At 69.0% G+C, this 23,564-nt stretch carries 25 protein-coding genes and 2 pseudogenes; 18 read left to right on the top strand and 9 right to left on the bottom strand.

The features are described from left to right. Window positions 1-32 precede the first annotated feature (32 nt). Window positions 33-566 carry a SecDF P1 head subdomain-containing protein gene (locus ACH35V_RS21370; protein WP_395974609.1) on the top strand — a complete coding sequence of 178 codons (534 nt, stop codon included), beginning with the start codon at window positions 33-35 and terminating at the stop codon, window positions 564-566. Between the two features lie 106 nt (window positions 567-672). Here the strand turns inward: ACH35V_RS21370 and ACH35V_RS21375 are convergent, their stop codons facing one another. Continuing rightward, complete coding sequence (locus ACH35V_RS21375) at window positions 673-1,098, bottom strand: ATP-binding protein (RefSeq protein WP_395974610.1); 426 nt, start codon at window positions 1,096-1,098, stop codon at window positions 673-675. 178 nt (window positions 1,099-1,276) lie between these two features. Here ACH35V_RS21375 and ACH35V_RS21380 point away from each other — a divergent pair, with 178 nt between their 5' ends. The 3 genes from ACH35V_RS21380 to ACH35V_RS21390 all read left to right on the top strand — a co-directional run bounded on the left by ACH35V_RS21380 (window position 1,277) and on the right by ACH35V_RS21390 (window position 3,055). Further along, window positions 1,277-2,092 (top strand): helix-turn-helix transcriptional regulator, encoded by an 816-nt coding sequence (locus ACH35V_RS21380; RefSeq protein WP_395974611.1) that lies wholly within the window; start codon window positions 1,277-1,279, stop codon window positions 2,090-2,092. Next, window positions 2,089-2,289 carry a DUF397 domain-containing protein gene (locus ACH35V_RS21385; RefSeq protein ID WP_395974612.1) on the top strand — a complete coding sequence of 67 codons (201 nt, stop codon included), beginning with the start codon at window positions 2,089-2,091 and terminating at the stop codon, window positions 2,287-2,289. Before ACH35V_RS21380 ends, ACH35V_RS21385 begins: the two co-directional genes overlap by 4 nt. 217 nt (window positions 2,290-2,506) lie before the next feature. Beyond that, the gene (locus ACH35V_RS21390; RefSeq protein ID WP_395974614.1) at window positions 2,507-3,055 is read left to right on the top strand and encodes an EF-hand domain-containing protein; all 549 of its coding nucleotides are present in this window, start codon (window positions 2,507-2,509) and stop codon (window positions 3,053-3,055) included. Window positions 3,056-3,264: 209 nt separating this feature from the next. On the opposite strand, the gene ACH35V_RS21395 is transcribed toward ACH35V_RS21390, so the two are convergent. Then, the gene (locus ACH35V_RS21395; protein ID WP_395974616.1) at window positions 3,265-4,875 is read right to left on the bottom strand and encodes an MDR family MFS transporter; all 1,611 of its coding nucleotides are present in this window, start codon (window positions 4,873-4,875) and stop codon (window positions 3,265-3,267) included. Between the two features lie 91 nt (window positions 4,876-4,966). Between ACH35V_RS21395 and ACH35V_RS21400 the strand changes: the two genes are divergently transcribed. The 3 genes from ACH35V_RS21400 (at window position 4,967) to ACH35V_RS21410 (ending at window position 9,122) form a co-directional block, all read left to right on the top strand. Then, window positions 4,967-5,629: a TetR/AcrR family transcriptional regulator gene (locus tag ACH35V_RS21400; RefSeq protein WP_395974617.1), complete on the top strand. Its 663-nt coding sequence runs from the start codon at window positions 4,967-4,969 to the stop codon at window positions 5,627-5,629. 101 nt (window positions 5,630-5,730) lie between these two features. Continuing rightward, window positions 5,731-8,247, top strand: coding sequence for an alpha/beta fold hydrolase (locus ACH35V_RS21405; RefSeq protein ID WP_395974618.1), 2,517 nt, complete (start codon window positions 5,731-5,733; stop codon window positions 8,245-8,247). Further along, window positions 8,244-9,122, top strand: a complete 879-nt coding sequence (locus tag ACH35V_RS21410; RefSeq protein ID WP_395974620.1) for an ABC transporter permease — start codon at window positions 8,244-8,246, stop codon at window positions 9,120-9,122. Before ACH35V_RS21405 ends, ACH35V_RS21410 begins: the two co-directional genes overlap by 4 nt. Before the next feature lie 362 nt (window positions 9,123-9,484). On the opposite strand, the gene ACH35V_RS21415 is transcribed toward ACH35V_RS21410, so the two are convergent. After that, entirely contained in the window at window positions 9,485-10,816 is a 1,332-nt protein-coding gene (locus tag ACH35V_RS21415; RefSeq protein WP_395974621.1) for a tannase/feruloyl esterase family alpha/beta hydrolase, read from the bottom strand. A 162-nt stretch (window positions 10,817-10,978) separates the two neighbouring features. Here ACH35V_RS21415 and ACH35V_RS21420 point away from each other — a divergent pair, with 162 nt between their 5' ends. Continuing rightward, window positions 10,979-12,070 carry a sensor histidine kinase gene (locus tag ACH35V_RS21420; protein WP_395974623.1) on the top strand — a complete coding sequence of 364 codons (1,092 nt, stop codon included), beginning with the start codon at window positions 10,979-10,981 and terminating at the stop codon, window positions 12,068-12,070. Then, window positions 12,067-12,678, top strand: coding sequence for a response regulator (locus ACH35V_RS21425; protein ID WP_395974625.1), 612 nt, complete (start codon window positions 12,067-12,069; stop codon window positions 12,676-12,678). The genes ACH35V_RS21420 and ACH35V_RS21425 overlap by 4 nt, the downstream gene beginning before the upstream one ends. Here ACH35V_RS21425 and ACH35V_RS21430 read toward each other — a convergent pair. Both ACH35V_RS21430 and ACH35V_RS21435 read right to left on the bottom strand, forming a co-directional pair. Further along, complete coding sequence (locus ACH35V_RS21430; protein WP_395974627.1) at window positions 12,675-13,448, bottom strand: methylenetetrahydrofolate reductase; 774 nt, start codon at window positions 13,446-13,448, stop codon at window positions 12,675-12,677. The two genes, ACH35V_RS21425 and ACH35V_RS21430, sit on opposite strands and share 4 nt — an antisense overlap. Before the next feature lie 40 nt (window positions 13,449-13,488). Beyond that, window positions 13,489-13,866, bottom strand: a complete 378-nt coding sequence (locus ACH35V_RS21435; RefSeq protein WP_395974628.1) for a thioesterase family protein — start codon at window positions 13,864-13,866, stop codon at window positions 13,489-13,491. Window positions 13,867-14,081: 215 nt separating this feature from the next. Between ACH35V_RS21435 and ACH35V_RS21440 the strand changes: the two genes are divergently transcribed. The 3 genes from ACH35V_RS21440 to ACH35V_RS21450 all read left to right on the top strand — a co-directional run bounded on the left by ACH35V_RS21440 (window position 14,082) and on the right by ACH35V_RS21450 (window position 15,702). Beyond that, complete coding sequence (locus ACH35V_RS21440) at window positions 14,082-14,591, top strand: pyridoxamine 5'-phosphate oxidase family protein (RefSeq protein ID WP_395974630.1); 510 nt, start codon at window positions 14,082-14,084, stop codon at window positions 14,589-14,591. A 35-nt stretch (window positions 14,592-14,626) separates the two neighbouring features. Then, window positions 14,627-15,031, top strand: a complete 405-nt coding sequence (locus ACH35V_RS21445; protein ID WP_395974632.1) for a VOC family protein — start codon at window positions 14,627-14,629, stop codon at window positions 15,029-15,031. A gap of 134 nt (window positions 15,032-15,165) precedes the next feature. Beyond that, on the top strand, window positions 15,166-15,702 hold the full coding sequence (locus tag ACH35V_RS21450; protein ID WP_395974634.1) for a hypothetical protein: 537 nt from the start codon (window positions 15,166-15,168) through the stop codon (window positions 15,700-15,702). A 238-nt stretch (window positions 15,703-15,940) separates the two neighbouring features. On the opposite strand, the gene ACH35V_RS21455 is transcribed toward ACH35V_RS21450, so the two are convergent. Continuing rightward, window positions 15,941-16,534, bottom strand: coding sequence for a DUF4291 domain-containing protein (locus tag ACH35V_RS21455; RefSeq protein ID WP_395974753.1), 594 nt, complete (start codon window positions 16,532-16,534; stop codon window positions 15,941-15,943). 562 nt (window positions 16,535-17,096) lie between these two features. Between ACH35V_RS21455 and ACH35V_RS21460 the strand changes: the two genes are divergently transcribed. Continuing rightward, window positions 17,097-17,672 carry a hypothetical protein gene (locus tag ACH35V_RS21460; RefSeq protein ID WP_395974636.1) on the top strand — a complete coding sequence of 192 codons (576 nt, stop codon included), beginning with the start codon at window positions 17,097-17,099 and terminating at the stop codon, window positions 17,670-17,672. Window positions 17,673-17,698: 26 nt separating this feature from the next. Here the strand turns inward: ACH35V_RS21460 and ACH35V_RS21465 are convergent. Then, window positions 17,699-18,258: pseudogene (locus tag ACH35V_RS21465) on the bottom strand (transposase). A gap of 284 nt (window positions 18,259-18,542) precedes the next feature. Here ACH35V_RS21465 and ACH35V_RS21470 point away from each other — a divergent pair. The 3 genes and pseudogenes from ACH35V_RS21470 to ACH35V_RS21480 all read left to right on the top strand — a co-directional run bounded on the left by ACH35V_RS21470 (window position 18,543) and on the right by ACH35V_RS21480 (window position 20,882). Beyond that, window positions 18,543-18,809, top strand: coding sequence for a hypothetical protein (locus ACH35V_RS21470; protein ID WP_395974637.1), 267 nt, complete (start codon window positions 18,543-18,545; stop codon window positions 18,807-18,809). A gap of 881 nt (window positions 18,810-19,690) precedes the next feature. Further along, window positions 19,691-19,807 (top strand): annotated as a pseudogene (locus ACH35V_RS21475) (hypothetical protein); the annotation flags it as partial. Between the two features lie 766 nt (window positions 19,808-20,573). Then, a complete protein-coding gene (locus ACH35V_RS21480) occupies window positions 20,574-20,882 on the top strand; it encodes a hypothetical protein (protein WP_395974758.1) in 309 nt (102 codons plus the stop codon). 103 nt (window positions 20,883-20,985) lie between these two features. On the opposite strand, the gene ACH35V_RS21485 is transcribed toward ACH35V_RS21480, so the two are convergent. Next, entirely contained in the window at window positions 20,986-21,282 is a 297-nt protein-coding gene (locus ACH35V_RS21485) for a hypothetical protein (protein ID WP_395974639.1), read from the bottom strand. Next, entirely contained in the window at window positions 21,279-21,935 is a 657-nt protein-coding gene (msrA, locus tag ACH35V_RS21490) for a peptide-methionine (S)-S-oxide reductase MsrA (protein WP_395974640.1), read from the bottom strand. The genes ACH35V_RS21485 and msrA overlap by 4 nt, the downstream gene beginning before the upstream one ends. Before the next feature lie 75 nt (window positions 21,936-22,010). Between msrA and rarD the strand changes: the two genes are divergently transcribed. Together rarD and ACH35V_RS21500 are read left to right on the top strand one after the other, a co-directional pair. Beyond that, window positions 22,011-22,895: an EamA family transporter RarD gene (rarD, locus tag ACH35V_RS21495; protein WP_395974642.1), complete on the top strand. Its 885-nt coding sequence runs from the start codon at window positions 22,011-22,013 to the stop codon at window positions 22,893-22,895. A 51-nt stretch (window positions 22,896-22,946) separates the two neighbouring features. Next, window positions 22,947-23,303 carry a hypothetical protein gene (locus ACH35V_RS21500; protein ID WP_395974643.1) on the top strand — a complete coding sequence of 119 codons (357 nt, stop codon included), beginning with the start codon at window positions 22,947-22,949 and terminating at the stop codon, window positions 23,301-23,303. Window positions 23,304-23,564 lie beyond the last annotated feature (261 nt).

The following is a 23,564-nucleotide window of genomic DNA, read 5'->3' on the forward strand; positions in this document are numbered from 1 at the left end:
CGCGGCGGGAGCCGCGGCCGTACCGGGAGCCGGTGGCGCCGGCCAAGGCCGCCGACCAGCACCGGTCGGCGCTGCTGGTCATGGTGCTGACGCTGGGGCTGCTGATCGCGGCCGTCGCGGTGACCGGCGGGATGATCGCGTCCTCGATGCGGACGCGGCCGGTGACGCTGGCCGCGCCGCTGCACATCTATCCGGTCACGCAGGTGAACCCGGGGCAGTGCCCGGCCGGGACGCAGGGCATCACCGGGCAGTCCGGCATGGGGCCGACGTGCTACCGGCTGGCGCAGGGGATCGCGATCCACAAGGTCGCCGACCTGCGCGTCCAGAAGTCGCCGGCGCGGCCGGGCGGCTACGACGTGGCGGTGACGCTGCGTCCGATCGACCGGGAGGCGTTCGCGAGCCTGACCCGCGCCACCGTCGGACGCGACCTCGCGTTCGTCGTGCGGAACCGGCTGGTCACGCTGCCCCGCGTCGACATGGCGATCACGGACGGGAAGGTCGTGGTGACCGGCCCGCCGGACCGGACGGCCGCGAACAAGCTGGTCGGCCAGCTCAAGGGCAAGTGACGGCCCGGCGGTCGAACACGGCGGCCCCGGCCCTGCGGCGGCGTAGCACGTCCGGGGGGCGTAAGGACGTGCGGGGGGATGTGCGGCCGCAGAGGCCGGAGCCTGTCTAGGAGGACGTGGCGAGGCGGTGCGGCCTGTCCACGCGCGGGAGGTCGCCGACTATGGGGCATCCCGCGGACGAGGCGGCGGCCCGCATGGACCGCTCGTCGATGGCGATGCGAGCCCAGACGATCTTCCCCGCCGCCAGTTCGGCCCACCCGCAACCGCCCGTCGCGAATGCCTGGACGAGGATCAGACCCCGGCCGTGCTGGCTGAATTGTCCGGGCGACTGCAGCACCGGGCGGCCGGGGTGGTCGTCCCAGACGCATAGCTCGATGCCGACGTCGATCCGGCTGATCCACGCGCGCATCTTCGCGCTCAGGCAGAACCGGGCCGCATTGGACGCCAGCTCGGACATGATCTGGCACGCGTCGCTGCTGTAGGCGTTGAGCCCCCAGGTGATGAGGCTGCTCTGCACGAGATCGCGGGTCAAATAGACCGTTTCGCGACATGCGGTAACCCTGACCGCAAATTGATGAATTTGGTCCGTTTTGTGCGTGACGGCGTCCATGAGATGGGCCTTTCGGGATCTGTTTCTCATGACACAGACTGGCGCTGCCGTTTAGACTTTTCTCGTTTCGTTCACCGATCCCTAAATTAAGGATCATGAAATGTCGCGGCTGGACAGGCTAGACCCTGACCACAACGTGTGGCACTGGCTTGCCGTTGACCTGCGGGTTTGGCGCTTGGAGCGGAACCTGTCTCAGGCGGACGTGGCCCGGATCTGCGAGGTGGATAATTCCACGGTTTCAAACTGGGAATCGGGCACCGCTAAGCTGCCGCAGCGTCGGGCCGAAACTCTTGACCGGGTTTGGAAGACTCGCGGGCATTTCACCCGACTTCGCACGCTCGCGGAGAGCAGCCATGACCCCAACTGGTTCGACCAGTACACGCAGTACGAGGAGCGCTCCGACACCATCAGCGCCTACTCCGCGCTCGTGGTTCACGCCCTCTTCCAGACCGAGGACTATGCGCGGGCGCTGATCGCGGGCGCTCAGATCGTCGATGACATCGAGGCTGCCGTCGCGACTCGCATGGCCCGACAAGGGGTCTTCAACCGCCCAGAACCGCCCGACGAGGTGCGCCTGTACGTGCGGCAGACGGTGCTGGAGGACCCTGTGGGGGGACCGGAGGTCATGCGTGCCCAACTGGCGCACTTGTTGGACATGAGTCAGCACCGCGGGGTCGTTATCCGTGCGCTAGCAAAGGCCAAGGCGACACACGCGGGCGTTGACGGCTCGTTCACCATCCTGCGCATAGGCCAGGCGGAGTACGCCTGGTCCTCAGCGGTCGGGGGCGGTCGGCTCGTATCCGACCCCGCGAAGCTCAGGGAGCAGCGGCTACGGTATGACCGGATAGGCGACGACGCCCTGTCCCGAGATTCCACTAGGAGTCTCCTGCGCGAGCTGATGGAGGCCATGAAGTGAATCCCCCCGTATGGCGGAAGTCCAGCCGAAGCGGTTCAGGTGGCCAGGGCGGCGAGGACTGCGTAGAACTCGCCGCTCTCGCTGGCGTGATTGGCGTACGCGACAGCAAGTCCCCCGACGCCGGGCACCTGACGCTCTCTGCCAAGGGCCTCGCCCAGTTCCTCACCGCTGTGAAGGCGGGCAAGCTGAACTTCTGATCCAACGACCCCTGTAGCGGCCTCGCCCTTCGGGCGGGGCCGTTCTTGTGTTTCTGGCGGGTGATCACTTGCGGAGTTGAGACGGCGGCGGAGGGAGCGGCGTGGTGGGAGTTCGGGCGTTGCAAGGCTGTCTGGCCAGGTGTAATGCCATTCACCCTGTCGATATGAACGCCTAACTGCCGATGACAGTCAGCGATGATGTTGTTACTTTCTGCTTATGGAAGGAGTACGAGAACTCAAGTACCGCCGCTGGTTCCACGCCCTCGACATCGACAACGACGGAGCCATCACCCGGCAGGACGCCCACCTCCTGGCCGAACGGCTGACCGGGCTCACCAACCCCCGCCGCCCATCGCAAGCGCAGCGACTCTCCGAGGCCGCCGCCAATGCCTGGGACCGGGTCATCGGACGGTTCGACCACAACTTCGACTCCCGGGTCGAAGAAGAGGAAATGGTCGCAACGCTGCGCCAGACGCTGACCACCCGCGACTCCTATTCCCAGCAACTCCAGCCCATCATCGACGCCTACTTCGACCTGGTCGACACCGACCGCGACGGAGCGATCGGCCCAGACGACTACGCCCGGGTGTACCAGGCCGCCACCCACAACAGAGCCGAGGACGGCGCCGAGATCTTCGACTACCTGGACCTGGAAGGGCGGGGCACCGTGTCCCGCGAACAGTTCCACCGGGCCTTCACCGAATTCTTCTACAGCGACAACCCCAACGCCCGCGCCAACAACCTGCTCGGACGGCTACCCGCTTAACCGCCCCCGCCCCCGATCGCGTCCAACCTGCGGCCGGCACTCGCTACTCCCCTCGCTCCCACGCCGGCGAGCTGCGGCTGGTCCGGACGTCGAGCGGGTCCTCGGCCGCGCGCCCCGCCCCTTCACCGAGTGGGCCCGCCGCGGCTCGTCACTGCGGTGAAGGCGTGCGGCCTCGCCCCCGGCGGGGCCGTTCGCATGGGGCTACGGGCTCAAGGGGGGCTGAGGCCGGGGTCTGTGGCTTCCTTCAGGGCCTTGGCGCGGCCGCTCGATCCGCGCAGCGGCAGCTCCTTCAGCGCGAGGACGGCCAGGAAGCCGATGACCGCGACCGGGATGCCGACCAGGAAGACGGTTTCGAGCGAGGTCGTGAACGCGTCCCGCACGATGCTCCTGACCGGCGGGGGCAGCATCTGGATGGCGTCCGGCGAGCCGAGTTCGCCGCCGGGCGACCGCTGGATGCCCGCCGCGCGGAACCCGGACGCGATCTCGCTCGCCACCCGGTTGGTGAGGATCGCGCCGAACGCGGCCACGCCCATCGCGCCGCCGAGGTTGCGGAAGAACGAGACGCCGGACGTCGTCGAGGCCAGGTCGGAGGACGCGGCGGCGTTCTGCGCGGCGAGGATCAGGATCTGCAGGGTCAGGCCCATGCCGATGCCGAGGACGGCGAGGTCCGCCCCGATGACCAGCTTCGGCGAGTCGGTGTGCAGGCGGGACAGCAGGATCATCGCGGCGGTGACGCAGAGCATCCCGGCGGCCGGGAAGATCTTGTAGCGTCCGGTCCGGGTGACGATCTGGCCGGAGCCGGTGGACGTGATCAGCATCCCGATGACCAGCGGCAGCGTCATCAGCCCCGACGACGCCGGGCTCATGCCCTTGGCGATCTGCAGGTACTGCGGCATGTAGATCATCACGCCGAACATCGCCATGCCGACGCAGACCGAGACGATCGAGGAGAGCACGAACGTCCGGTTGCGGAACAGCCGGGGCGGCAGGATCGGGTCGCGGGCGGTGCGCTCGGCGACGACCGCGAGCAGGATCAGGGCCACGGTGGCGCCGAGCAGGACGTAGGTCCAGGCGGAGTTCCACGCGAACTGCTTGCCGCCCATGGACAGCAGCAGCATCAGCGTGGCCGCGCCGCCGGTGATCGTGAACGCGCCGAAGACGTCGATGCTGGTGTGGCGGTGCGCCTTCGGCAGCTTCAGCACCCGCTGGATGACGAAGAACGCGACCAGCGCGAGCGGGACGCACACGAAGAAGCACCAGCGCCAGCCGAGCGCGTCGGCGTCCACGATGAACCCGCCGACCAGCGGCCCGGCGACGGTCGCGACGCCGAACACCGCGCCCATGAACCCGGCGTAGCGGCCGCGCTGCCGCGCCTCGACGACGTCCCCGAGGATCACCTGGGCCAGCGCGGACAGCCCGCCCGCGCCGAGGCCCTGGCCCGCGCGGGCGGCGATGAGCTGGCCGATGCCCTGCGACAGCCCGGCGCAGACCGACGCGACGACGAAGATCACCAGCGCGGTCTGGAACATCAGCTTGCGGCCCGCGATGTCCGACAGCTTGCCCCACAGCGGGGTCGAGGCGGTCATGGTGAGCAGCGACGCGCTCGCCACCCAGGACAGCTGGTCCTGGCCGCCGAGGTCGCCGACGATCGTCGGCAGCGCCGTCGCGATGACCGAGTTGGAGATCATCGCGGTCAGCATCGCCAGCATGAGGCCGGAGAGGATCTCCAGGATCTGGCGGTGCGTGTACTGCGGTCGCGCTTGCTCTGACGCCGCCGGGCCGTGCGACGCCACGCTCGCCTGAGCCACCCCTGCCCCCATGCTGCGCGTAGCCGATGAATTACCTGTGCTTTGCATGTATCTTATGTAGGCGCTTGTTTACTTGCAACTCGAAGGACACTGGACACCGGCCGTGACCGATCGACAGGATGTGGTGATGCGGCTCAGGGACGAGACCGAACGCGCGGCGTCGACGGGCGGCGCGGGCACCGGCGACGGGGCGGCGCGGCGGCCGAAGCGCGACCGGGAGGCGACCCGGCGGCGCATCCTGGACGCCGCCCGCGACCTGTTCGGCGAGCACGGCTACGACGGCGTCACCGTCCGCATGATCGCGGCGCGGTCCGAGGCGAACATGGCGCTGGTCAACCGGTACTTCGGGTCCAAGGCGGCGCTGTTCGGCGAGGTCCTGGCCGGCGAGTCCCTGCTGCGCGAGGTCATCGCCGGGGAGCCCGCGGGCCTGCCGCGCCGCCTCGCCGAGCACTTCGTCCGGCAGACCGACCGGCCCGGGGGCACCCCGATGTCGCGGATGCTCGACCGGTCGGCCGGGCAGCCCGAGGTCAAGGAGATCCTGCTGCACCACCTGGAGGACGTGATCGTCGAGCCGCTGGTCGCGCAGTTGGACGGCCCGGACGCCCGCGCCCGTGCGCTCCTCGCGTCCACGATCATCATGGGCGGCGGCCCCGTCCGGCGCCTCCTCGGCCTCAACGACCTGCGCGCCGCCGACCCGGCCGAGCTCACCGACCGCCTCACCGCCATGTTCACCGCCGCCCTGGCCCCGCACACGCCCGCACGCTGACGCGCTCGCCTCGCCCCGCACGCTGACGGGCCGGGCCGCGCCGGGCAGGCTCCGCACGTCGGACGAGGAGGGGCGGCCCGCCCGCGCATAGGGTGCTGAACATGAGGGTCGGGGGCGCGTTCCGCGCGTGGTGGGGCAGGACGGGGCGCGCCGCACGCTGGGCCGCGGCCGGGGCGGCGATCACGCTCGCCGCCGGGTGCGCCGCCTGGGGCGTCGGCTTCACGGGCGTCGCGGGCGTCGCGGGCGTCACGGCGGACCGTGCGTCCCGCGTCCAGGTCTCCGACCAGCGCATCGCCGTGGTCGACGGCCCGCGCGACGACCAGCGCGTCACGCTCGACACCACGCTTTACCGCCCGGCCGGACGCGCCGACGTGCCGGCGATCATGCTGGGCCACGGCTTCGGCGGCAGCAAGCGGGACGTCGCGGCCGAGGCGCGCCGCCTCGCCCGCGCCGGTTACGCGGTGCTGACCTGGTCCGCGCGCGGGTTCGGGCGCTCCACCGGCGAGATCGCGCTCAACTCCCCCGACTACGAGGTCAAGGACGCCCGGCAGCTCATCGACTGGCTGGCGCGGCGTCCCGGCGTCCGGCTCGACCGCCCCGGCGACCCGCGGCTCGGCATGGCGGGCGGGTCGTACGGCGGCGCGATCGCGCTGCTGACCGCCGCGTACGACCGGCGGGTGGACGCCATCGCGCCGATGATCACCTGGCACAGCCTCGCGGACGCGCTGTTCCCGAACTTCACGGGCGCGGGCCCTTCGGACGGCGTCTTCAAGAAGCTGTGGGCGGGCCTGTTCTTCACCGGCAGCGCGGGCCGGACGGCATGCGGACGCTTCCTGCCGTCCCTGTGCGAGATGTACCAGGAGGTCGCGGAGAAGGGCCGTCCCACCGCCACGGCCATCGAGAGGCTGCGCCGGTCGAGCCCGTCCTCCGTCGCGGACCGGATCAGGGTGCCGACGCTGCTCGTCCAGGGACAATCCGACTCGCTGTTCCCGCTCGACCACGCCGACGCGAACGCCCGCGCGATCGCCCGCAACGGCGCGCCCGTGTCGGTGGTCTGGTTCCAGGGCGGCCACGACGGCGGCGATCCCGAGACCGAGCGGGTCGAGGGCCTGGTGGTCGACTTCTTCGACGCGCGGCTGAAGGGGGCTTCCGCCGACGGCGGGTTCACGGTGACGCGGTCGGGCGGGATCGACTCGTCCACGCGGAGGGTCGTCGTGGACGAGGCGACGACGCCGACGTATCCGGGCCTTTCGAGCGGTCCCGTGCCTCTGCCGCTGAGCGGCCGGGAGCAGACGATCTACAACCCGCCGGGCGGGTCACCCGCATCGATCTCCGCGGTGCCGGGCCTGGGGTCGCTCGGCTCCGGCGGCGCCGCCGGCTCGCTAGGCGCACTCGGTTCGGTGGGCGGCGGGTTCCCGGCTGAGCGGCCAGGGCAGTTCGCCGTGTTCGACACGCGTCCGCTGGAGGAACCGCTTCAACTGACGGGGGCCGCGAGCGTCCGGCTCCGGGTGGACGGGGACGGCCCGCTGTTCGCCAAGCTGTACGACGTCGCACCCAGCGGCGGGACGGCGACGCTGGCGCGGCGGCTGGCCGCGCCGTTCCGGGTGTCCGGGGGACGCGACGTCACCGTCACGCTTCCGGCGATGGACCACCGCTTCGACCGCGGCCACCGGCTCCGGCTCGTCATCGCGACCACCGACCTGGGGTTCGCGACTCCGGCGGAGCCCTCGTCCTACAAGGTGCGGGCGGTGTCGCCGCTGACGGTCCCGACCGTCCCGTCGCTGGCGACCGAGCCGACGCCCGTCCCCGCGTGGGTCTGGGCCCTCCCGCTCGCGGGCGTCGCTCTCGCCCTGCTCATCGTCTTGACCGGACGGCGCCGTCCCGCCCCCGAGCAGGACAGCGACGTCCCGCTGGAGATAACGGGCCTGACGAAGGCGTACAAGAACGGCCATCTGGCCGTCGCCGACCTGTCGTTCCGGGTGGAGAAGGGTCAGGTGCTAGGGCTGCTCGGCCCGAACGGCGCAGGGAAGACGACGACCCTGCGCATGTTGATGGGCCTCATCCATCCCGACTCAGGCGAGATGCGCATCTTCGGTCACCGCGTCTATCCCGGTGCTCCCGTCCTGTCGCGACTGGGTTCGTTCGTTGAAGGGCCTGGTTTTCTTCCACATCTCTCCGGGCGCGACAACCTTGACCTCTACTGGCGCGCCACCGGTCGCCCCCTGGACGAAGCCCACCTGGACGAGGCGCTGCAGATAGCCGACCTGGGTTCCGCGCTGGACCGTCCCGTCCGGACGTACTCGCAGGGCATGCGCCAGCGCCTCGCCATCGCGCAGGCCATGCTCGGGCTGCCGGACCTCCTCGTCCTGGACGAGCCGACCAACGGCCTCGACCCGCCGCAGATCCGCGAGATGCGGGGCGTGCTCGTCCGGTACGCCGCGGCCGGACGGACGGTCATCGTCTCCAGCCACCTGCTGGCCGAGGTCGAGCAGACCTGCACGCACGCGGTCGTCATGGCGGGCGGCCGGCGCGTCGCCGCGGGCCCGGTCACGGAGATCACCGGCTCCGGCCGCCGCCTGGAGGACGCCTTCCTGGAGATCATCGGAGAGACCTCGTGACCGCTCACACGAGCCCGCCCGAAACCGGGACGACGGCCAGGCCCGGGACCGCGTACGACGTGCGGCGGACGCTTCCGCTGCGGGTGGAGGCGGTGCGCCAGTTCCGCCGCCGCCGCACGCTGGTCGCGTTCGGGATCCTGCTCGTCCTGCCGTGGGTGCTGGTGGTCGCGTTCAAGGTCGGCGGCGACCCCGGCACGGACGGCGTGCCCAGCCTGGTCGACGTCGCCACGTCCAGCGCCCTGAACTTCGCCCTGTTCGCGTTGTTCGTCTCGACCGGCTTCCTGCTCGTCGTCGCGGTGGCGCTGTTCTGCGGCGACACCGTCGCGAGCGAGGCGGGCTGGTCGTCGCTGCGCTACCTCCTCGCCGCGCCCGTGCCGCGCGGCCGCCTGCTCCGCCAGAAACTGATCGTCGCGCTGTCGTACGCGGTGATCGCGGTCGTCAGCCTGCCGCTGATGTCGCTGCTCGCCGGGACGGTCGCGTTCGGCTGGGGCGACGTCGAGCTCCCGACCGGCGGCACCGTCCCGGTGAGCACCGCGCTCGACCGGATGGCGATCATCGTCGGGTACGCCCTCGTCTCGCAGCTCGTCGTCGCGGCGCTGGCGTTCCTGCTCTCCGTCACCACCGACTCGCCGCTCGGCGCGGTCGGCGGCGCGGTCGGGCTCGTCATCGTCAGCAACATCCTGGACGCCGTCACCGCGCTCGGCGCTTGGCGCGACTTCCTCCCGACCCACTGGATGTACGCGTGGATGGACGCCCTCCAGCCCGAGATCGCCTGGACGGGCATGGCCAAGGGCGCGGCCGTCTCGGTCGCCTACGCCGCCGTCCTGTTCGCGTTCGCGTTCCGCCGCTTCCGCAGCCGCGACATCGTGTCCTGACCCCGCGACGGGTGTCCTGACCAGGGGTGGCCGACGGTCCGGACACATTCCGCGACGTCCGCGCGGCTGAAAATCGGTCGAACGGGCAGAGGTTGTCGCATAAGCTCGGCGAACCTCGCGCAGGGTGAAGGCGTCCTACTTAGTGCAGCGCGACATCGGCTCGATCGCCGGGTTAGATCCAGCCCGGCGGGGGGAGATGATCAACATGGCACGGCAGCAGCTCATCAAACGCCCCAGGCCCCCACGTCAACCGAGCCAGCCCGACCTGCGGACCCCTTCGGGCCGCCTCCTGCCGTACTGACCGCTTCCTCCGCAGGGCCTTCCCGCACGTCGGGAAGGCCCTGCGGCATTTTCGGACGTGTTCACTCCGGGCGGACGCCGCGCTGCGTCCAGTCGACCAGCCTGTCGAAGGCGGTCAGGAAATCAGCCTGCATCGGCCGGACGAGCGTGGGAAACGCGCCGCTCAGCCCATCCGTGTGGGTGCCGCCGGGCACGCGGTAGTAGCGGTGCAGCCCTCCCCGCCCGGCCTTCTTGACCATCTGCGCGTACACGTCGCCGTACTTGCTGATCGGCGTCAGGACGTCGAGCGTCCCCTGAACGCTGATGAGCGGACGATGGATCCGTCCCGTCAACGACACCCGCCGGACGGCCTCCTGCACCTCGCGCGGGCGGGAGCCATATTCGTAGTCGGTGTCGCATCCCGCGCCCGTCCCCTCCGCGCAGAACGGCGTCCCCGCCTCCCGCGCGCCGTCATAGGACGGGTCGAGTTCCTCCCGGACGATCCGCTGCAGGAAATCCCACAGGTTCTTGTGGTGATAGCCCCAGAGCGGCTCCGAACCGGCCGGATATCCGGCCGCGAGCATCTCCTCATGCGCTCCCGCCTTCCCCGCCGCATAGCGCGGAAAGGCGCGCAGCGCCGGAGGCAACGTCGTGAGCAGGCTCGGCCCTTTCGACGCGAAGAACAGCGCGTTCCAGTCGACCCCGCCGCTGTACAGCCAAGGAAATCGTTCGAGCTGCCCGCGGACGAGGTAACCACCGGCCGACAACCCCGCCACGTACGTGTACCGCGGCTCACGGCCGTACTTCTGCGATGCGACGCGCTTGGCCGCCTGCGTCAGCTGGGCCATCCGCAGGTGCCATTCCTGAATGGCGTCACCCGGGCGGCGACCGTCCGTGTAGATGGCCGGCCCGGTGTTGCCCTTGTCCGTCGCCGCGAACGCATACCCCCTGGCCAGGACGTGGTCGCCGATGATGCGGTCGTTCGCGTACTGCTCCCGGACGCCGGGCGGGCCGCTGACGACCAGCCCGCCGTTCCAACGCTGCGGCAGCCGGATGACGAACTGCGAATCCTGGTTCCACCCGTGCGTGGGATTGGTCTTGGACGAGTCAGGGAAATGGCCGTCGATCTGGATTCCGGGAACGCCCGACGGATTCACCGTCCCGGGAGCCTCCAACCCGGCCCAGTCGGCCGGATCGGTATGCCCGCCCGGCACCGTCCCCGCCGTCGTCAGATCGGGCAGGCACACCGCGACAGACCGCACGGCGCCCGGAACCCGCAGTTCCCGTTCACCGCACCCCGTATCCGCCGCCGCGGCCGCACCGACCGCCGCCGCTCCGGCCGCTGCCGCATCGGCCGCTGCCGGCGCGGCCATCGCAGCCAGCAGGACGGAAACGAGCGCTATGGCACGCATCATGTCGAACACCTTCCGTGAGGGACATCACGCACCGTAATGAGCGCCGCCATTCACGGATAAGTGCGAACCAGCCGGACCCGCTTGGCCCGAACGGCACATGACCTTTGGCCGGAATCCGTCCGGCCGGTGGCCGGGGCGTCCGCGCCCACGTAGCCTCCGTCCATGGCCTCGACGCGCCCAGTGCCCTGGGTGTCGCCCCTCCTCTGCCTCGCGGTACTGGCCGGAGGCGCGTACTACGCACTTGTCGACACGGGCCCATCCCTCCAGATCGCCGCCTTCTCCGCACTCCTGCTCCTCCTGATCGGAATCGACGCCGCAGAACGCCGTCTTCCAGCGGCCGTGCTCCTCCTGACCCAGACCGGCCTCTACGTCGCCGTCAACGCGCTCGACGACTCCGGCATCTCGCGGGCCCTGTTCGTCCTCGTCCCGTTCACCGCGTACTTCACGCTCGGACGCCGTGCGGCGATCGTCCTCGGCACGGCCTGCGTCGCGGCGCTCCCGGTGCTGTTCACGCTCCGGGTCCCGGGCTGGCAGACCCGCGCGGAGCACGTCTCCGACGTCGTGATGTTCGCGCTCGGCATCGTCCTCGCGATCACCATGGCGGCCGTCGCCGTCCGCGAGCGGGAGGCCCGCGTCCGGCTGGAAGGGATCATGCACGAGGTCGAGGCGCTGTCCGCCGCCCAGGAGCGCAACCGCCTCGCCCGCGAGATCCACGACAGCCTCGGCCACCACCTCACCGCGATCGCCGTCCAGCTGGAGAAGGCCGACGCGTTCGCCGACCTCGACCCGTCCGGCGCCCGGGAGGCCGTAGGCAACGCCCGCTGGTCGGCGGACCGCGCGCTGACCGAGGTCCGCCAGTCGGTGCGCGCCCTAGGACAACGCCCTTTCCTCCTCACCGACGCCCTGACCGACCTGATCGACCACCTCGACGGCCCGACCATCACCCTCGACGTGACCGGCGACGAGGAAGGCCGCCCGCTGACGTCCCTCACCGCCCTCTACCGCGCCGCCCAGGAGGCCCTGACCAACGCCTGCCGCCACTCCGGAGCCACCAACGTCCGCCTGACCCTCGCCTACGAGGACACAGGCGCGACCCTCACCATCGACGACGACGGCCAGGGCTTCCCCGCCCACGAGGACGCCGAGGGATTCGGGCTGCGCGGCATGCGCGACCGCATCGCGCTCCTCGACGGCAGCCTCGACCTGGCGAGCAGCCCCGCGGGCACCGCGATCTCGATCCGGGTGCCGTGGTGAACCCGGTCCGCGTCCTCGTCGTCGACGACCAGGAACTGGTCCGCGAGGGGATCGCGTCGCTCCTCGGAATCCAGCCCGGCATCGAGGTGATCGGCACCGCCGCAGACGGGGCCGCCGCCGTCGAGGCCGCCGCGTCCGCCGACGTCGTCCTGATGGACGTCCGCATGCCCGGCATGGACGGCGTCGCCGCCACCGCCGAGGTCCTCGCCCGCCACCCGTCCTGCAAGGTCGTGATGCTCACCACGTTCGACGACGACGAGTACGTCGTCCAGGCCATGCGCGCGGGAGCGTCCGGCTACCTCCTCAAGAACCTCCCGGCGGCCGAACTCGCCGCCGCCGTCCGGCTGGCCCGCTCCGGCGTCGCCCAGCTCGACGCCACGATCACCCGCCGCCTCGCCGCCGCCCTCCCCGACCCGGGCCTCCTCACCCCGCGCGAGACGGAGGTGCTGCGCCTGATCGCCGCCGGCGCCACCAACAAGGAGATCGCCAAGCGCCTCTACCTCAGCGAGGGCACGGTCAAGAACCACATCTCCCGCATCCTGCAACGCCTGGGCCTCCGCGACCGCACCCAAGCCGCCCTCTACGCCCGCGACCAGAACCTCATCTAACCCAATTCACGCTCCAGAACAGCCGCGACCTCCCGATACCGGCTGACCGGCACCAGATGCACCCCGTCGAACGCGCCGCTTTCCCGGACGGCCAGCACCTGCTCGCAAGCCGCCGCGACCCCCGCCGAACGATCCCGCTCGACAGCCTCGACAAGCTCCGCCGGAATGTCGATATCCGGAATGGACGACGCCAGATTCCGGGCCATTCCCGCACTCGCCAAGACCATCACACCGGCGTAGACGGGACCGTCCACCTCGACGCTCTCCCGCCACCGCAGCAGATTCTCAATCGAGTAACTCACCTGGACGAACATGAAGTCCGCGGCCCTCTTCCACTCCGGCACCTTGCGCAGACCGGACGTCACCCCGACCTGGAACGGCCCGCAGCCCGCGAACACCGCATCCTCGCCGGACGCGCGCGTCTCGTCCATCATCGCCCGGACGGTCAACTCGCTCGTCCGTCCGCCCGCCGAGGGCTTGTCCCCGTAGACGAACAGGAACCGCTCCACCCCATACGCCGCCGCCGTCAGCAAATCGCGTCGAAAGCCCAGCAGATTACGGTCGCGCGAGTTCAAGCAGGCGATCCCCCGCGCCCCCATGGCCTGAACCTCGTGCGCGACGGCCACACTCGACACGGTGGCCCGTCCAATATGGTTGTCCGGAATCAGAAACGAATCCGCGACAGGGCTCAGCACCCCGATCTGATGCCGCACCCGCGTCAAATCCGGCCGAGTCGGCGGCTCGACTTCACAAACGACCTCAAACCCCATCCCCCGACCCTACCCACGCCCACTGACAGACAGGTTCAGATCACCGGGAAAGGCGCGAGAGAAACCGTTCCCGGTCGACGACGACACGCTCAATACGCCCGCCACCGACCACCGTGCCGCGCTCGTCAGTGGCCGTACAGCCGAAGACGAGCCGCGCCCCCTCGACCTCCAGCAGTTCGGCTTCGACCGTCACGCGCATGCCCACGGGACTGGCCGCCCGATGCTCCAACTCCACACGCGTCCCCACCGAGGTCTGGCCCCCGTCCAGAGACGGCCGGACGGCCTCGACCGTCGCCGCCTCCATCACCGCGAGCAGCCTCGGCGTCGCCAATACGGGGACGTCGCCGCTCCCCACCGCGGACGCGGTGTCCTCGTCCCCGACCACAATGGACGTCTCCGCCCGCAGCCCCGGCTCCACGCGTCACAACTCCCGTCCAAGCCACGGCCACGCCCCAATACCGGCTGACCGGACCAGACGCACCCCGTCGAATGTCATGCCCCGACCGTACATTCACATCTCAGTGGCGCGCGGGCCCCCGACCGCGTCGCCCGCGAGGTTCAGCACGGCTCGCAGCGGGGATCTCCTCCCCCGGCATGATCCGACCGCACCACCTCTCTTCCTCGGGAGTGGCCATGACCGACCCGGTGACCCGTCTGGACGAACGGTTCAGCGATCCCGGCGCCCAAGCGACGTCCTGGACGACCACACGCGAAGCCCTGGAAAACGCACAACTGTTCTGGATCACCACCGTCCGCCCGGACGGACGCCCCCATGTCACGCCTCTGGTGGCCGTCTGGCTCGACGACGCCCTGCACTTCTGCACCGGCCCGGGCGAGCAGAAGACGCGGAACCTCGCCGGCAATCCCCAGGTCGTCCTGACCACCGGCTGCAACCGATGGGACGAAGGGCTAGACGTGATGGTCGAAGGCACGGCCCAACGCGTCACCGACCGCGCCACCCTCGAACGTCTCGCCACCGCCTGGGCAGCCAAATGGGACGGCCAATGGCAATACCAGGTCACCGAAACCGGCTTCTCCCACAACAGCGCAGACGACGTGCAGGTCTTCACGGTCCGTCCGGCAAAGGCCCTAGCCTTCGGCAAAGGCGACTTCACCCACACCACCCACCGATTCCCCACCTGACTCCTGGCGGCCCGTGCCGCACTAGCCTGCCACTCATGCGCATGCTGCACCTCGGGCTGCGGGTCACCGACCTGGCACGCTCGCTCGCCTTCTACACCGCGTTGGGCTACGCCGAACTCGGCCATGTCCCCGAGACGGATTTCGGCAGTCTGACCATGCTCAAACTGCCCGACGATCCGTTCGTCAGCCTCGAACTCGTCCACGACCCCGCGCGCCCGGTCAAGGACACCGGCGCCGTCAACCACCTCGTCGTCCAGGTGGACGATCTCGACGCCACGATCGCCGACCTCGCGGACAAGGGCGTCACGGCCGAACCACCGGCGGAACCGGCCCCGGGATTCAGAACGTCCTGGCTAACCGACCCAGACGGCTACCGAATCGAACTCGTACAGTGGCCCCCCGGCCACCCACCCGGCATGACAGAGGCCGATTTCGCCTGACTCACAAACGACCGTGCCCCGCGTGTTGAAGCCTGCCAGCGATGTGACACGCTCTCGAACGGAAGGGGCGAGTCAGCGTGCGTGATGTTCAGGCGACCCTAGAATTGCGGCCAGGTTCCAGAACAGGACTGATCGTGCTGGCCGCTCTGGCGTTGGGCGGCGCGGCCACGGTCGCCGCGATCCTGATCGGCGACGCCCCGACCGTGTTCGCCCCAATCGTGGCCGCCTTCTGGACCGTTCTGATCGCCCTGGGGACAGCAGCCCTCCTCACGTCCCGCATCACCCTGACCTCGCACGAGATCGTCGTACGCGGGCTGTTCATTCGGCAGCACCGCTCACGCTCGCGCGTCACAAAGGCGGTGCGCGCAACCATCCAGGTGCCGAGAGGGGCTAACGAAAGCCTGTTCCTACTCGACGCACACGGCAAACTGCTCATCAGAGTCGGCGTCAACTACTACAAGCGCGAGGACGTCGACCGCCTGATCCAGACGCTCGGCGTACCGTGCACCGGACCCGACTACTACGGCAGCGCCAAGGAATTCACCAAGACATACCCAGGCCTAGTCTCGTGGGCCGAACGACATCCCCACCGAATCGCCTTCGCAATCGCCAGCGCCGTACTAGCCGTAACCATCGCAGCGATCCTCATCTCGATAACCACAGCAGCCTGACCCACCACAAACGATCGACGTCCCCACCTCGGCAACCTCCACCGAGTGATCGGACTACGTGGCCGAACGCCGCCAGCCCGCTCCATGCGCTGGATCAACGAGCACCACATCCGCAGGACAGGCAAAGTGACTTCCGCGTCCTGGCTCACCTATCAGTCGGCGCAACCCCCACCGCGCACGAGAGGTCAGTGCCGCTTAGGCCGCACTCCCATGTGAGTAGTTGGGTGAGGTTGCTCGGTCATCCCTTTAGGTGTACCAGCAGATCGTCCTCGGAGGGATACGGGCGCTCGTGCGGTAGCAGCCGGGTCGCGGAATCCAGGTCACGAGCCTTGACGAGCGCGTGGATTTCATGGGCGAGCAGTGTCACGTCGCTAATCGAGACGATCCACTCGTCCGCGTAGCACCGTGTGGCCTCACCGGAAAGCCCAAGTTGCAGGGAGCGGTGCGGCAGGGGCCTTAGATCCAGATCGCGCTCAGGGTCCCACTGGACGCGGGCCGGCGCGCGCTTGACCTGACGCTCCCAGGTCTTGCGATCTGAGTGCAGTCTGGGCACGTAGTGCGAGAGGCACGAGTGGCGCAGCGCCCACTCGAAGCCATCGCGGGTGATCTCGACGGCGAGGACGGTCTCCTGCCCCGCCTTCGTGGCCCAACCGCAGCGGTACATCATCCACAGGAACGATGGCTTGATCCACGTCATCCGGTCCCGCTTAAATGCTGCCGGGAAACCACCCTGGCGCACAGCCGGCACCCCGATATGGGGGGCGTACGCCTGGTAGACGGTGATCGTGGACGTCGTATGGAGAGCGCGGATCCTGTGTCGTGGTTCTTCCATGGCGTCGATGGTGAGGCCAACCGTTTCCGATCGGCCAATCATTTTCGAGCACCTCAGTGCCAGGCGGCTGGTTCACTCTGCCGACGCGATCCCGGCCCACCACCATCCGCTCATCGAGCGGTCACCCAGGGGGTCGGAGCCCGAAGCCGACCACACCACCGTGACCACCCGCCATGGAAGTACCTCGGCAGCGGCCTCACGCACGGCGAACACTTCTGGGCCGAACAAGCCCGCATCCAGCAAGCGAAAGCCATCCGCAGCCAGCACACAGAGCGTGACGAACAGCCGAAGGCGAACTAGGCCCTGTCCGGTGGATCATGCATTGATCCAGAGCAGGGCTGTGACCAGGACGATTCCTGCACGGTAGTTGCGCGCGAGCTTGTCGAACCGGGTGGCGTTGCCGCGCCATTTGGGCGGGCTGGGCCGTCGGCGAGGGATCTGGAGAAGCAGGTGGACCCGAATTTTCGCATTCTGCCCCGCCTGACAGAATCGGGGCCAACCGTGCACCCCCGCGTAATGCAGGGCATTCAGGCGCGGAGTCGGCGGCACTACACTGCGCGCCATGACGATGCGGCGAATGGTGATGGCAGCGGGAGGCGCGGTGCTCCCGGTCGCGGTCATATCCGTGGTCTTCGGCAACCAGTGGGTGGCCGAGGCGCTCAGGAACGAGGCCGGGCCGGCCTACGGGGGCATCTGGCAGCCGGTCTACTGGCTCCAGACCCTCCGATGGTTCCTCTACGCGGACAACGGGATGAGCTGGGGCGTGGTCATCGCCGTGGACTTCGGCGTGATTCTTTCCCTGGCACTGCTCGCGGCTCTCGTCGCGGTGGGCATACGCGCCGTCGACCCGAACCGCGGAGCTCTGGGTGCGGTCATCACCGGCTGGTGGGCCTGCGTCGTCGCCGCGGGCGTCGGGGGCTTCATCACCGGGCTGTTCGTGGAGTTGGTGATCGATAGCGCCGAGTTCCACAAGATCGGAGGGTATGTCGCCGACGGCACCTCCTTCGGCCTCCTCTACGGCTGGACCGCGGGCCTCGGCGCGCTCGCCGGCCACCACCTCACCCGGGACCGCGGGCTCGGCGGCAGGCAGCCGGTGCAGCAACCGTTCGCGCAGCAGCAGTACGGTCAACAGCCCTAGGGGTGGTCGCAACACCGGTTGATCAACTAGGCCGTGTCCGGTAGATCTTGGGTGAGGTCGCGGAGCCAGATCTTGATGGAGGCGACGTCGATGGTGCCGTCGTAGACGAAGGCCCTCTCGTCGTAGCGGGTTGCGACCGCCCGCCGCGCCACGGCGCTTACACCATTTCTGCCGGTCGGTCTTCTCCGGGATGACCGCCTTGATCCCCCGGCGGCGCAGATGGGCGCGGATGGCCTGGCTGGAGTAGGCCTTATCGGCCAGGCCGGACTCGGTCGCGACCGACGCCGCAGCGTTTGATGCGGACCTGGCCGAGCACTGGCAGCAGCATCGCGCCGTCGAATCGCTGGCCCGGTGAGGTCAGCCGGGCGATCGGCCGGCACCGCCGGTCGACGGCCAGGTGGCCGACGCGGGCGCCGATGCCGCGCTCCGGCAAGTCCCACCACGGCACCCCTGTCCGGACCCGCTACAAGATCCCCGACACCACCCGCCGGTGATCGGCCCCCCGGCCACCACGCCCCCCAGAACAGGGCAGGAGCGGCGCAAGCCGCTCCCACTCCGCATCAGGCAGCTCGAACCGCCGCGTCACCGACCAACAACTACCCAACCAATAGATCAAGATCAAGGGTGCCCGCTACGCGGCCGCCGGGTCGGTTCCGGGGCCGGGCATGCGGCCTCTCCGGGCCGACCCGCCCCGGGCCGACCGGCTCCAGCGGGACGGGTCCCGAGCACGATCAGGCATGGTCAGGTGCGCGATGCGCAAGGTCTGGCACCAGGTTTCGGGGTAGACGTCGGCCTCTGCCTGTCCTCGGAGGGTGTTGACCAGGAGACTAGCCCCGTCGGGCGGGGCCATAATTGGAAACGGAGATCGCCATGACCCGCAAACGGGCACGCATCGGGCTCGTGATCTGCTTTGTGCTCTGGTTCGGCGCCTCCCAGGAAGCGGGATCACGGCCAGTGGATTTCTACCACGAACCCGTCACGGCCTTTCTCGTCTATTTCGGGCCGCTGATCGCCCTGGTCTTGCTGATTCTGTCGTTCGTCGGCCGCAAGGAGGCGACCCGGACCCGGCGCGGTTCGGAGCACGACCCTAAAGAGGGCGGTTCGGAGGACGACACCGAAGAGGGCTCGGAACAGTAGCCGGCGGTCGACGCACTAAGATCATCGCCGGAAGGTCGGTGGCCAGCAGCCGTCAATCTTCCACAGCCGTCCACCTCGGGCGGCCGTCGACCGGCCCGACCATGCCAGCGCGAAAGGGAAGCCGCGGCCCTCACGCCCATTCGACGTTGGGGAACATCCGATACTTCAACAGCCGGTCCAGCCGTGTCGTCTCCCAGCAGCGTCCGCCAGCGCAGCACCATTTGCCACCGGCCGACTCTGCGGCGGACACCGTCAACCATCTCCGGCCCCGCTCGGCTGATCTGTTCGTTCCTTGGGCTGTCCGAGCAGGTCAAACGGCCATGCGAGCCCACACCCACTTCCCGGCCGGGGCAGTTTGAGTCACTCCGTACTCCGACGTCAGCGCCTCCACGATCTGCAGGCCCCCGCCGCCTGTCCCGGAGTCGTATCCCGGGTTCAGCGCCTCAGCGTCCGCAGCCGTGTCGCCGGTCATTACGCCCACGCCCGCTTACGTACTGGCTTGCCAGCCGAGGAGTCCCACACCGCCAGCAGCACCCCGCGAGGCTCCCGCGTGAGCCTCACCCGGATCTCCCGCTCGTCCCCCACTTCACGGCGTTGGTTACCAACTCACTGGCGATCAGCGCCACGTCGTCGCGCAGCCTGCCCAGCCCTCAGGACGCAAGCCGCAACTCGACCAGCGTGCGCACCTGAGCACCAGCGCCACCGCGCTCGACCGCCGCCGACCGGAGTTGACCGACGGGACGTGCCGCCGTTCCAGGGCTCTGAGCCTGTCTTTCTCACCGGGTTCCCGGAGGCACCAGCCAGGGAGGCCAAACTTGAGTGAGGGAGGGGCCAGCGTGGGCGACACAAGGCGGAAGCGATTCGGGGCGTACCTCGCACAGATGCGCAGGGACGCATACAAGAGCCAGAGGCAACTGGCGGAGACGTTGTGCCGGATATCCGGGACCGCCTCTGTGACGCGGCACGAGGTCAGCCGATGGGAACGAGGCGAGCGCGTTCCGGAAGTCTGGCTGTCCGCTCTTGCGACGGCTCTGGGCGTTCCACTCGACACCCTTGAACGCGGAGCCGCCCATGCGCGAGGCGTGGACTTCAGCGCCGGGCCGCGCAGTCCGGCCGAGGCACTCGCCTACTTCCTGCCCGATCACGACGTGGAACTTGGTCCGCTGGCAAGCGAAACGGGCCGCCGAGTCGGAACCTCCGCAGCCGCCGCCCTTGCCGACCGGGCGCACAGCCTGCGACTGGCCGACGACGTCATCGCCGGTGGCGACCTAGTCGCCCCCGCGCTCAGAGAACTGGACGGAGCCGTCCGGCTCTACCGGGAGACGACGCATTCCGAGGAGACCGGCCGCTCCCTTCTCAGCAGCATCGGAGAGATAGCGCAGATCACGGGATGGATCGCCAGCGACGCGGGCGAGCACAACCAGGCGACGCGCGCCTACCGGCTTGGAGTTTCGGCCGCCAGGGAGGCCGGAGACTTCGCCCTGGTCGGCAATCTTGCTGGGAGCCTCGCCTATCAGCTCTCCAACACCGGCTGGGAGGACGACGGGTTGGGCCTTGCCCTGGCAACGCTGGAAGAGGCAGGGCCGGACGCCCCGGCCAAGGCCCGTGCGCTCTACCTTGACCGAGTCGCATGGGCGCACACCAAAGTTGGCCAGGCCCAGCCAGCAATGCGCGCGCTCGCCGAGGCCCACGAAGCCGTGGCCGACGAGGACTCGCAGGAGTCCCCCGACTGGGCTTACTGGGTCTCCCCCCGAGGAACTCGACGTGATGGACGCCCGCGTCTACACCGAACTCCGGAAACCGTTGCGCACCGTCCCACTCCTGCAAGAGGTGCTCAGCCGCTACGACTCGACCCACACTCGCGAACTGGCTCTCTACCTCTCGTGGCTAGCCGTCGTACTCGTGGACGCCAACGAGCCAGAGGAAGCCGCTCGCGCGGCTCGCCAGATGCTCGACCTCTCGGCCGACTTCGCGAGCGACCGCACGGCCCAGCGAGCCCGCATCGTCCTCACAAAGCTAGAGCCGTTCCGCGACATCCCCGAAGTACGCGAAGTGCTCGACACACCCGCATGACGGCCGTTCCAACAGGTCGATCTCTATTCAGCCCCGGCGACGCCGACAGTGCGGCTCACGCCCGTCCCGCCAGCCCGCCATGCCATGTGACCGAGTGATCGACTCAGAAGGCGATCAGATCGGCCATGCGGATAAGGCGACGTACGTACGCCGCCGCTTCGCCTTGCAGGCGGGGAAGGATCTCTTCCAAGTCACTGGAAGAGGAGCGGAGGATGCGAGAGCGGTCCGTGTCGAGCACCCCATGTATCTGTAGGTAGGTGGAGATGCAGCCCGCCATGGCGCCATCGATCTCGGCCACGTCTTTGCCAGGGCCGCCTGCCGAGTAGAGATCATCAGGCCACGGCGCCTCGACGTGCTCAGCCCACAACACCGCGATCTCATTGAAAGCCGAGGCGCTCATTCCGCCGGAGCGACACCCACAGGGCAGCTCAGACCCGTGCCGCCTAGGCCGCAGTAGCCGTTGGGGTTTTTATTGCTTGAAAGATACTGCTGGTGGTAGTCCTCGGCGTAGTAGAAGTCGGTGGCGGCGGTTATTTCGGTGGTGATTTCGCCGTAGCCGGACTTTGTCAGGACGGGCTGGTAGGCGTCTCGGGAGGCTTCGGCGGCCTTTTGCTGGTCGGCGTTGCGGTAGAAGACGGCCGAGCGGTATTGGGTGCCCACGTCGTTGCCCTGGCGCATGCCCTGGGTGGGGTCGTGGGACTCCCAGAAGACGCGGAGCAGGTCGTCGTAGGTGACCTTGGCCGGGTCGTAGACGACGCGGACGGCCTCCGCGTGGCCGGTGTGGCCGCTGCAGACCTCTTCGTAGGTGGGGTTCGGGGTGTAGCCGCCCTCGTAGCCGGCGGCGGTGGAGATGACGCCGGGGGTCTGCCAGAACTTTCGTTCGGCGCCCCAGAAGCAGCCGAGGGCGAACTCGGCGATCTCGGCGCCGTCCGGGAAGGGCGGGGCGAGCGGGGCGTTGAGGACCTCGTGGCGCAGTGGGACCGGGATGGGCTCGTCCCTGCCGGGGAGCGCCTTCTCCGGGGTGACCATCTGGGTCTTCGCGAAGCCGAACATGCCTTCAGGTTAGCTCGCCGCCGGAGTCATGAGTGTTTCTCCTTTTGGCTGATTACGTCCTGGTAGGTTGCTTTCGTGGCGAGACGGGGGATCGCGTTCGGGGTCGCGGCGTACGCACTGTGGGGGTTGTTCCCGCTGTACTGGCCGTTGCTGAAGCCCGCGGGCGCGGTCGAGATCCTCGCGCACCGGATCATGTGGTCGCTGGTCGCGGTGGCGGCGGTGCTCGCGGCGCGGCGGAGCCTGCGGTGGGTCAGGACGCTGACCGTCCGGCAGGTCGCGCTGCTGGCGCTGGCGGCGGTGGTGGTCACGGTGAACTGGGGCACCTATATCTACGCCGTCAACAGCGGGCAGACGATCGAGGCCGCGCTGGGGTACTTCATCAACCCGCTGATCAGTGTTCTGTTCGGGGTCGTTGTTTTCCGCGAGCGGCTGCGGACGTGGCAGTGGTGCGCGGTCGGGATGGGCACGCTGGCGGTGGTCGTGCTGACCGTCGATTACGGGCGTCCGCCCTGGATCGCGCTGGTGCTGGCGTTCGCCTTCGGGACGTACGGGCTGATCAAGAAGTTCGTCGACATGCCGTCGGCGGAGGGCCTGGCGGTCGAGACGGCCGTGCTGTTCCTGCCCGCCATGGGGTTCGTGCTCATGCTGGAGGGGCAGGGCGAGGGGACGTTCGGCCACCACGGTGTCGGGCAGGCCGTTCTGCTGGCCGCGGCGGGTGTGGTCACGGCTGTGCCGATGATGTTCTTCAACGCGGCGGCGATCAGGCTGCCGCTGACGGTGATCGGCATGTTGCAGTACCTGGCCCCTGTTCTGCAGTTCGCCATCGGGGTGTTCGTCCAGCACGAGGAGATGCCGGCGAGCCGCTGGACGGGCTTCCTGCTGGTGTGGCTCGCGCTGGTGATGCTCACCTGGGACGGTCTGCGCGCCGCCCGCCGCGAAGCGCTCCCCGAGACCGCCTAGGGAGGCTAAAGTGCCGGACGTCACACGCGCCCGGATCCGAGGGAGCTCTCGTTGCGGCTGGTCAGCGTCATCGTCCTGGGAACGGCACTCGTCGCCGCCGGGATGCTCGTACCGCCGCCGGGCGGGACGGCGGACGACGACGCCGTCCTGATCGACCCGGACGTCGCCCATCCTGGGCAGCGGGTCGACGTCTCGGTGCCGCACTGCGTGGACCGCGGGCAGCAGGTGACGTCCGAGGCGTTCAACCAACCGGCCAAGGACGGGACGGCGACCATCGAGCGGGCGGCTGAGCCCGGCACCTACACGGTCGTCGCGCGCTGCGGAGACGACACGGTGAAAGGCCGGTTCACGGTGGCCAAACGACGGCCCTGGCCCGGCCTGCTTCCGGCCGCGGAGCACGTCCGCTGACGAGGTGGCGCGAGAACCGTTTCGACGGCCCCGGCCGACCGCGGTCGGTGTCAGATTTAGTTGACCTTGGTGTCATTTTACTTGCAAAGTGAGTCAGGTCACTCACGAATGGGTGTTTTCCTACCTCAATGACACTTGAATCCGTTAATTGATCATGTGATACTCCCCATAAAACGCCCAGATAGCCCATCCACCAACAAACCGCGCATTCGATCCTTCATGCCCCTCCGCTTCCCCGCAAACGACGAGAGCTCGTCAACC

Origin of the sequence: Actinomadura sp. 1N219, assembly GCF_044326405.1 — a bacterium.
Lineage (GTDB): Bacteria > Actinomycetota > Actinomycetes > Streptosporangiales > Streptosporangiaceae > Spirillospora.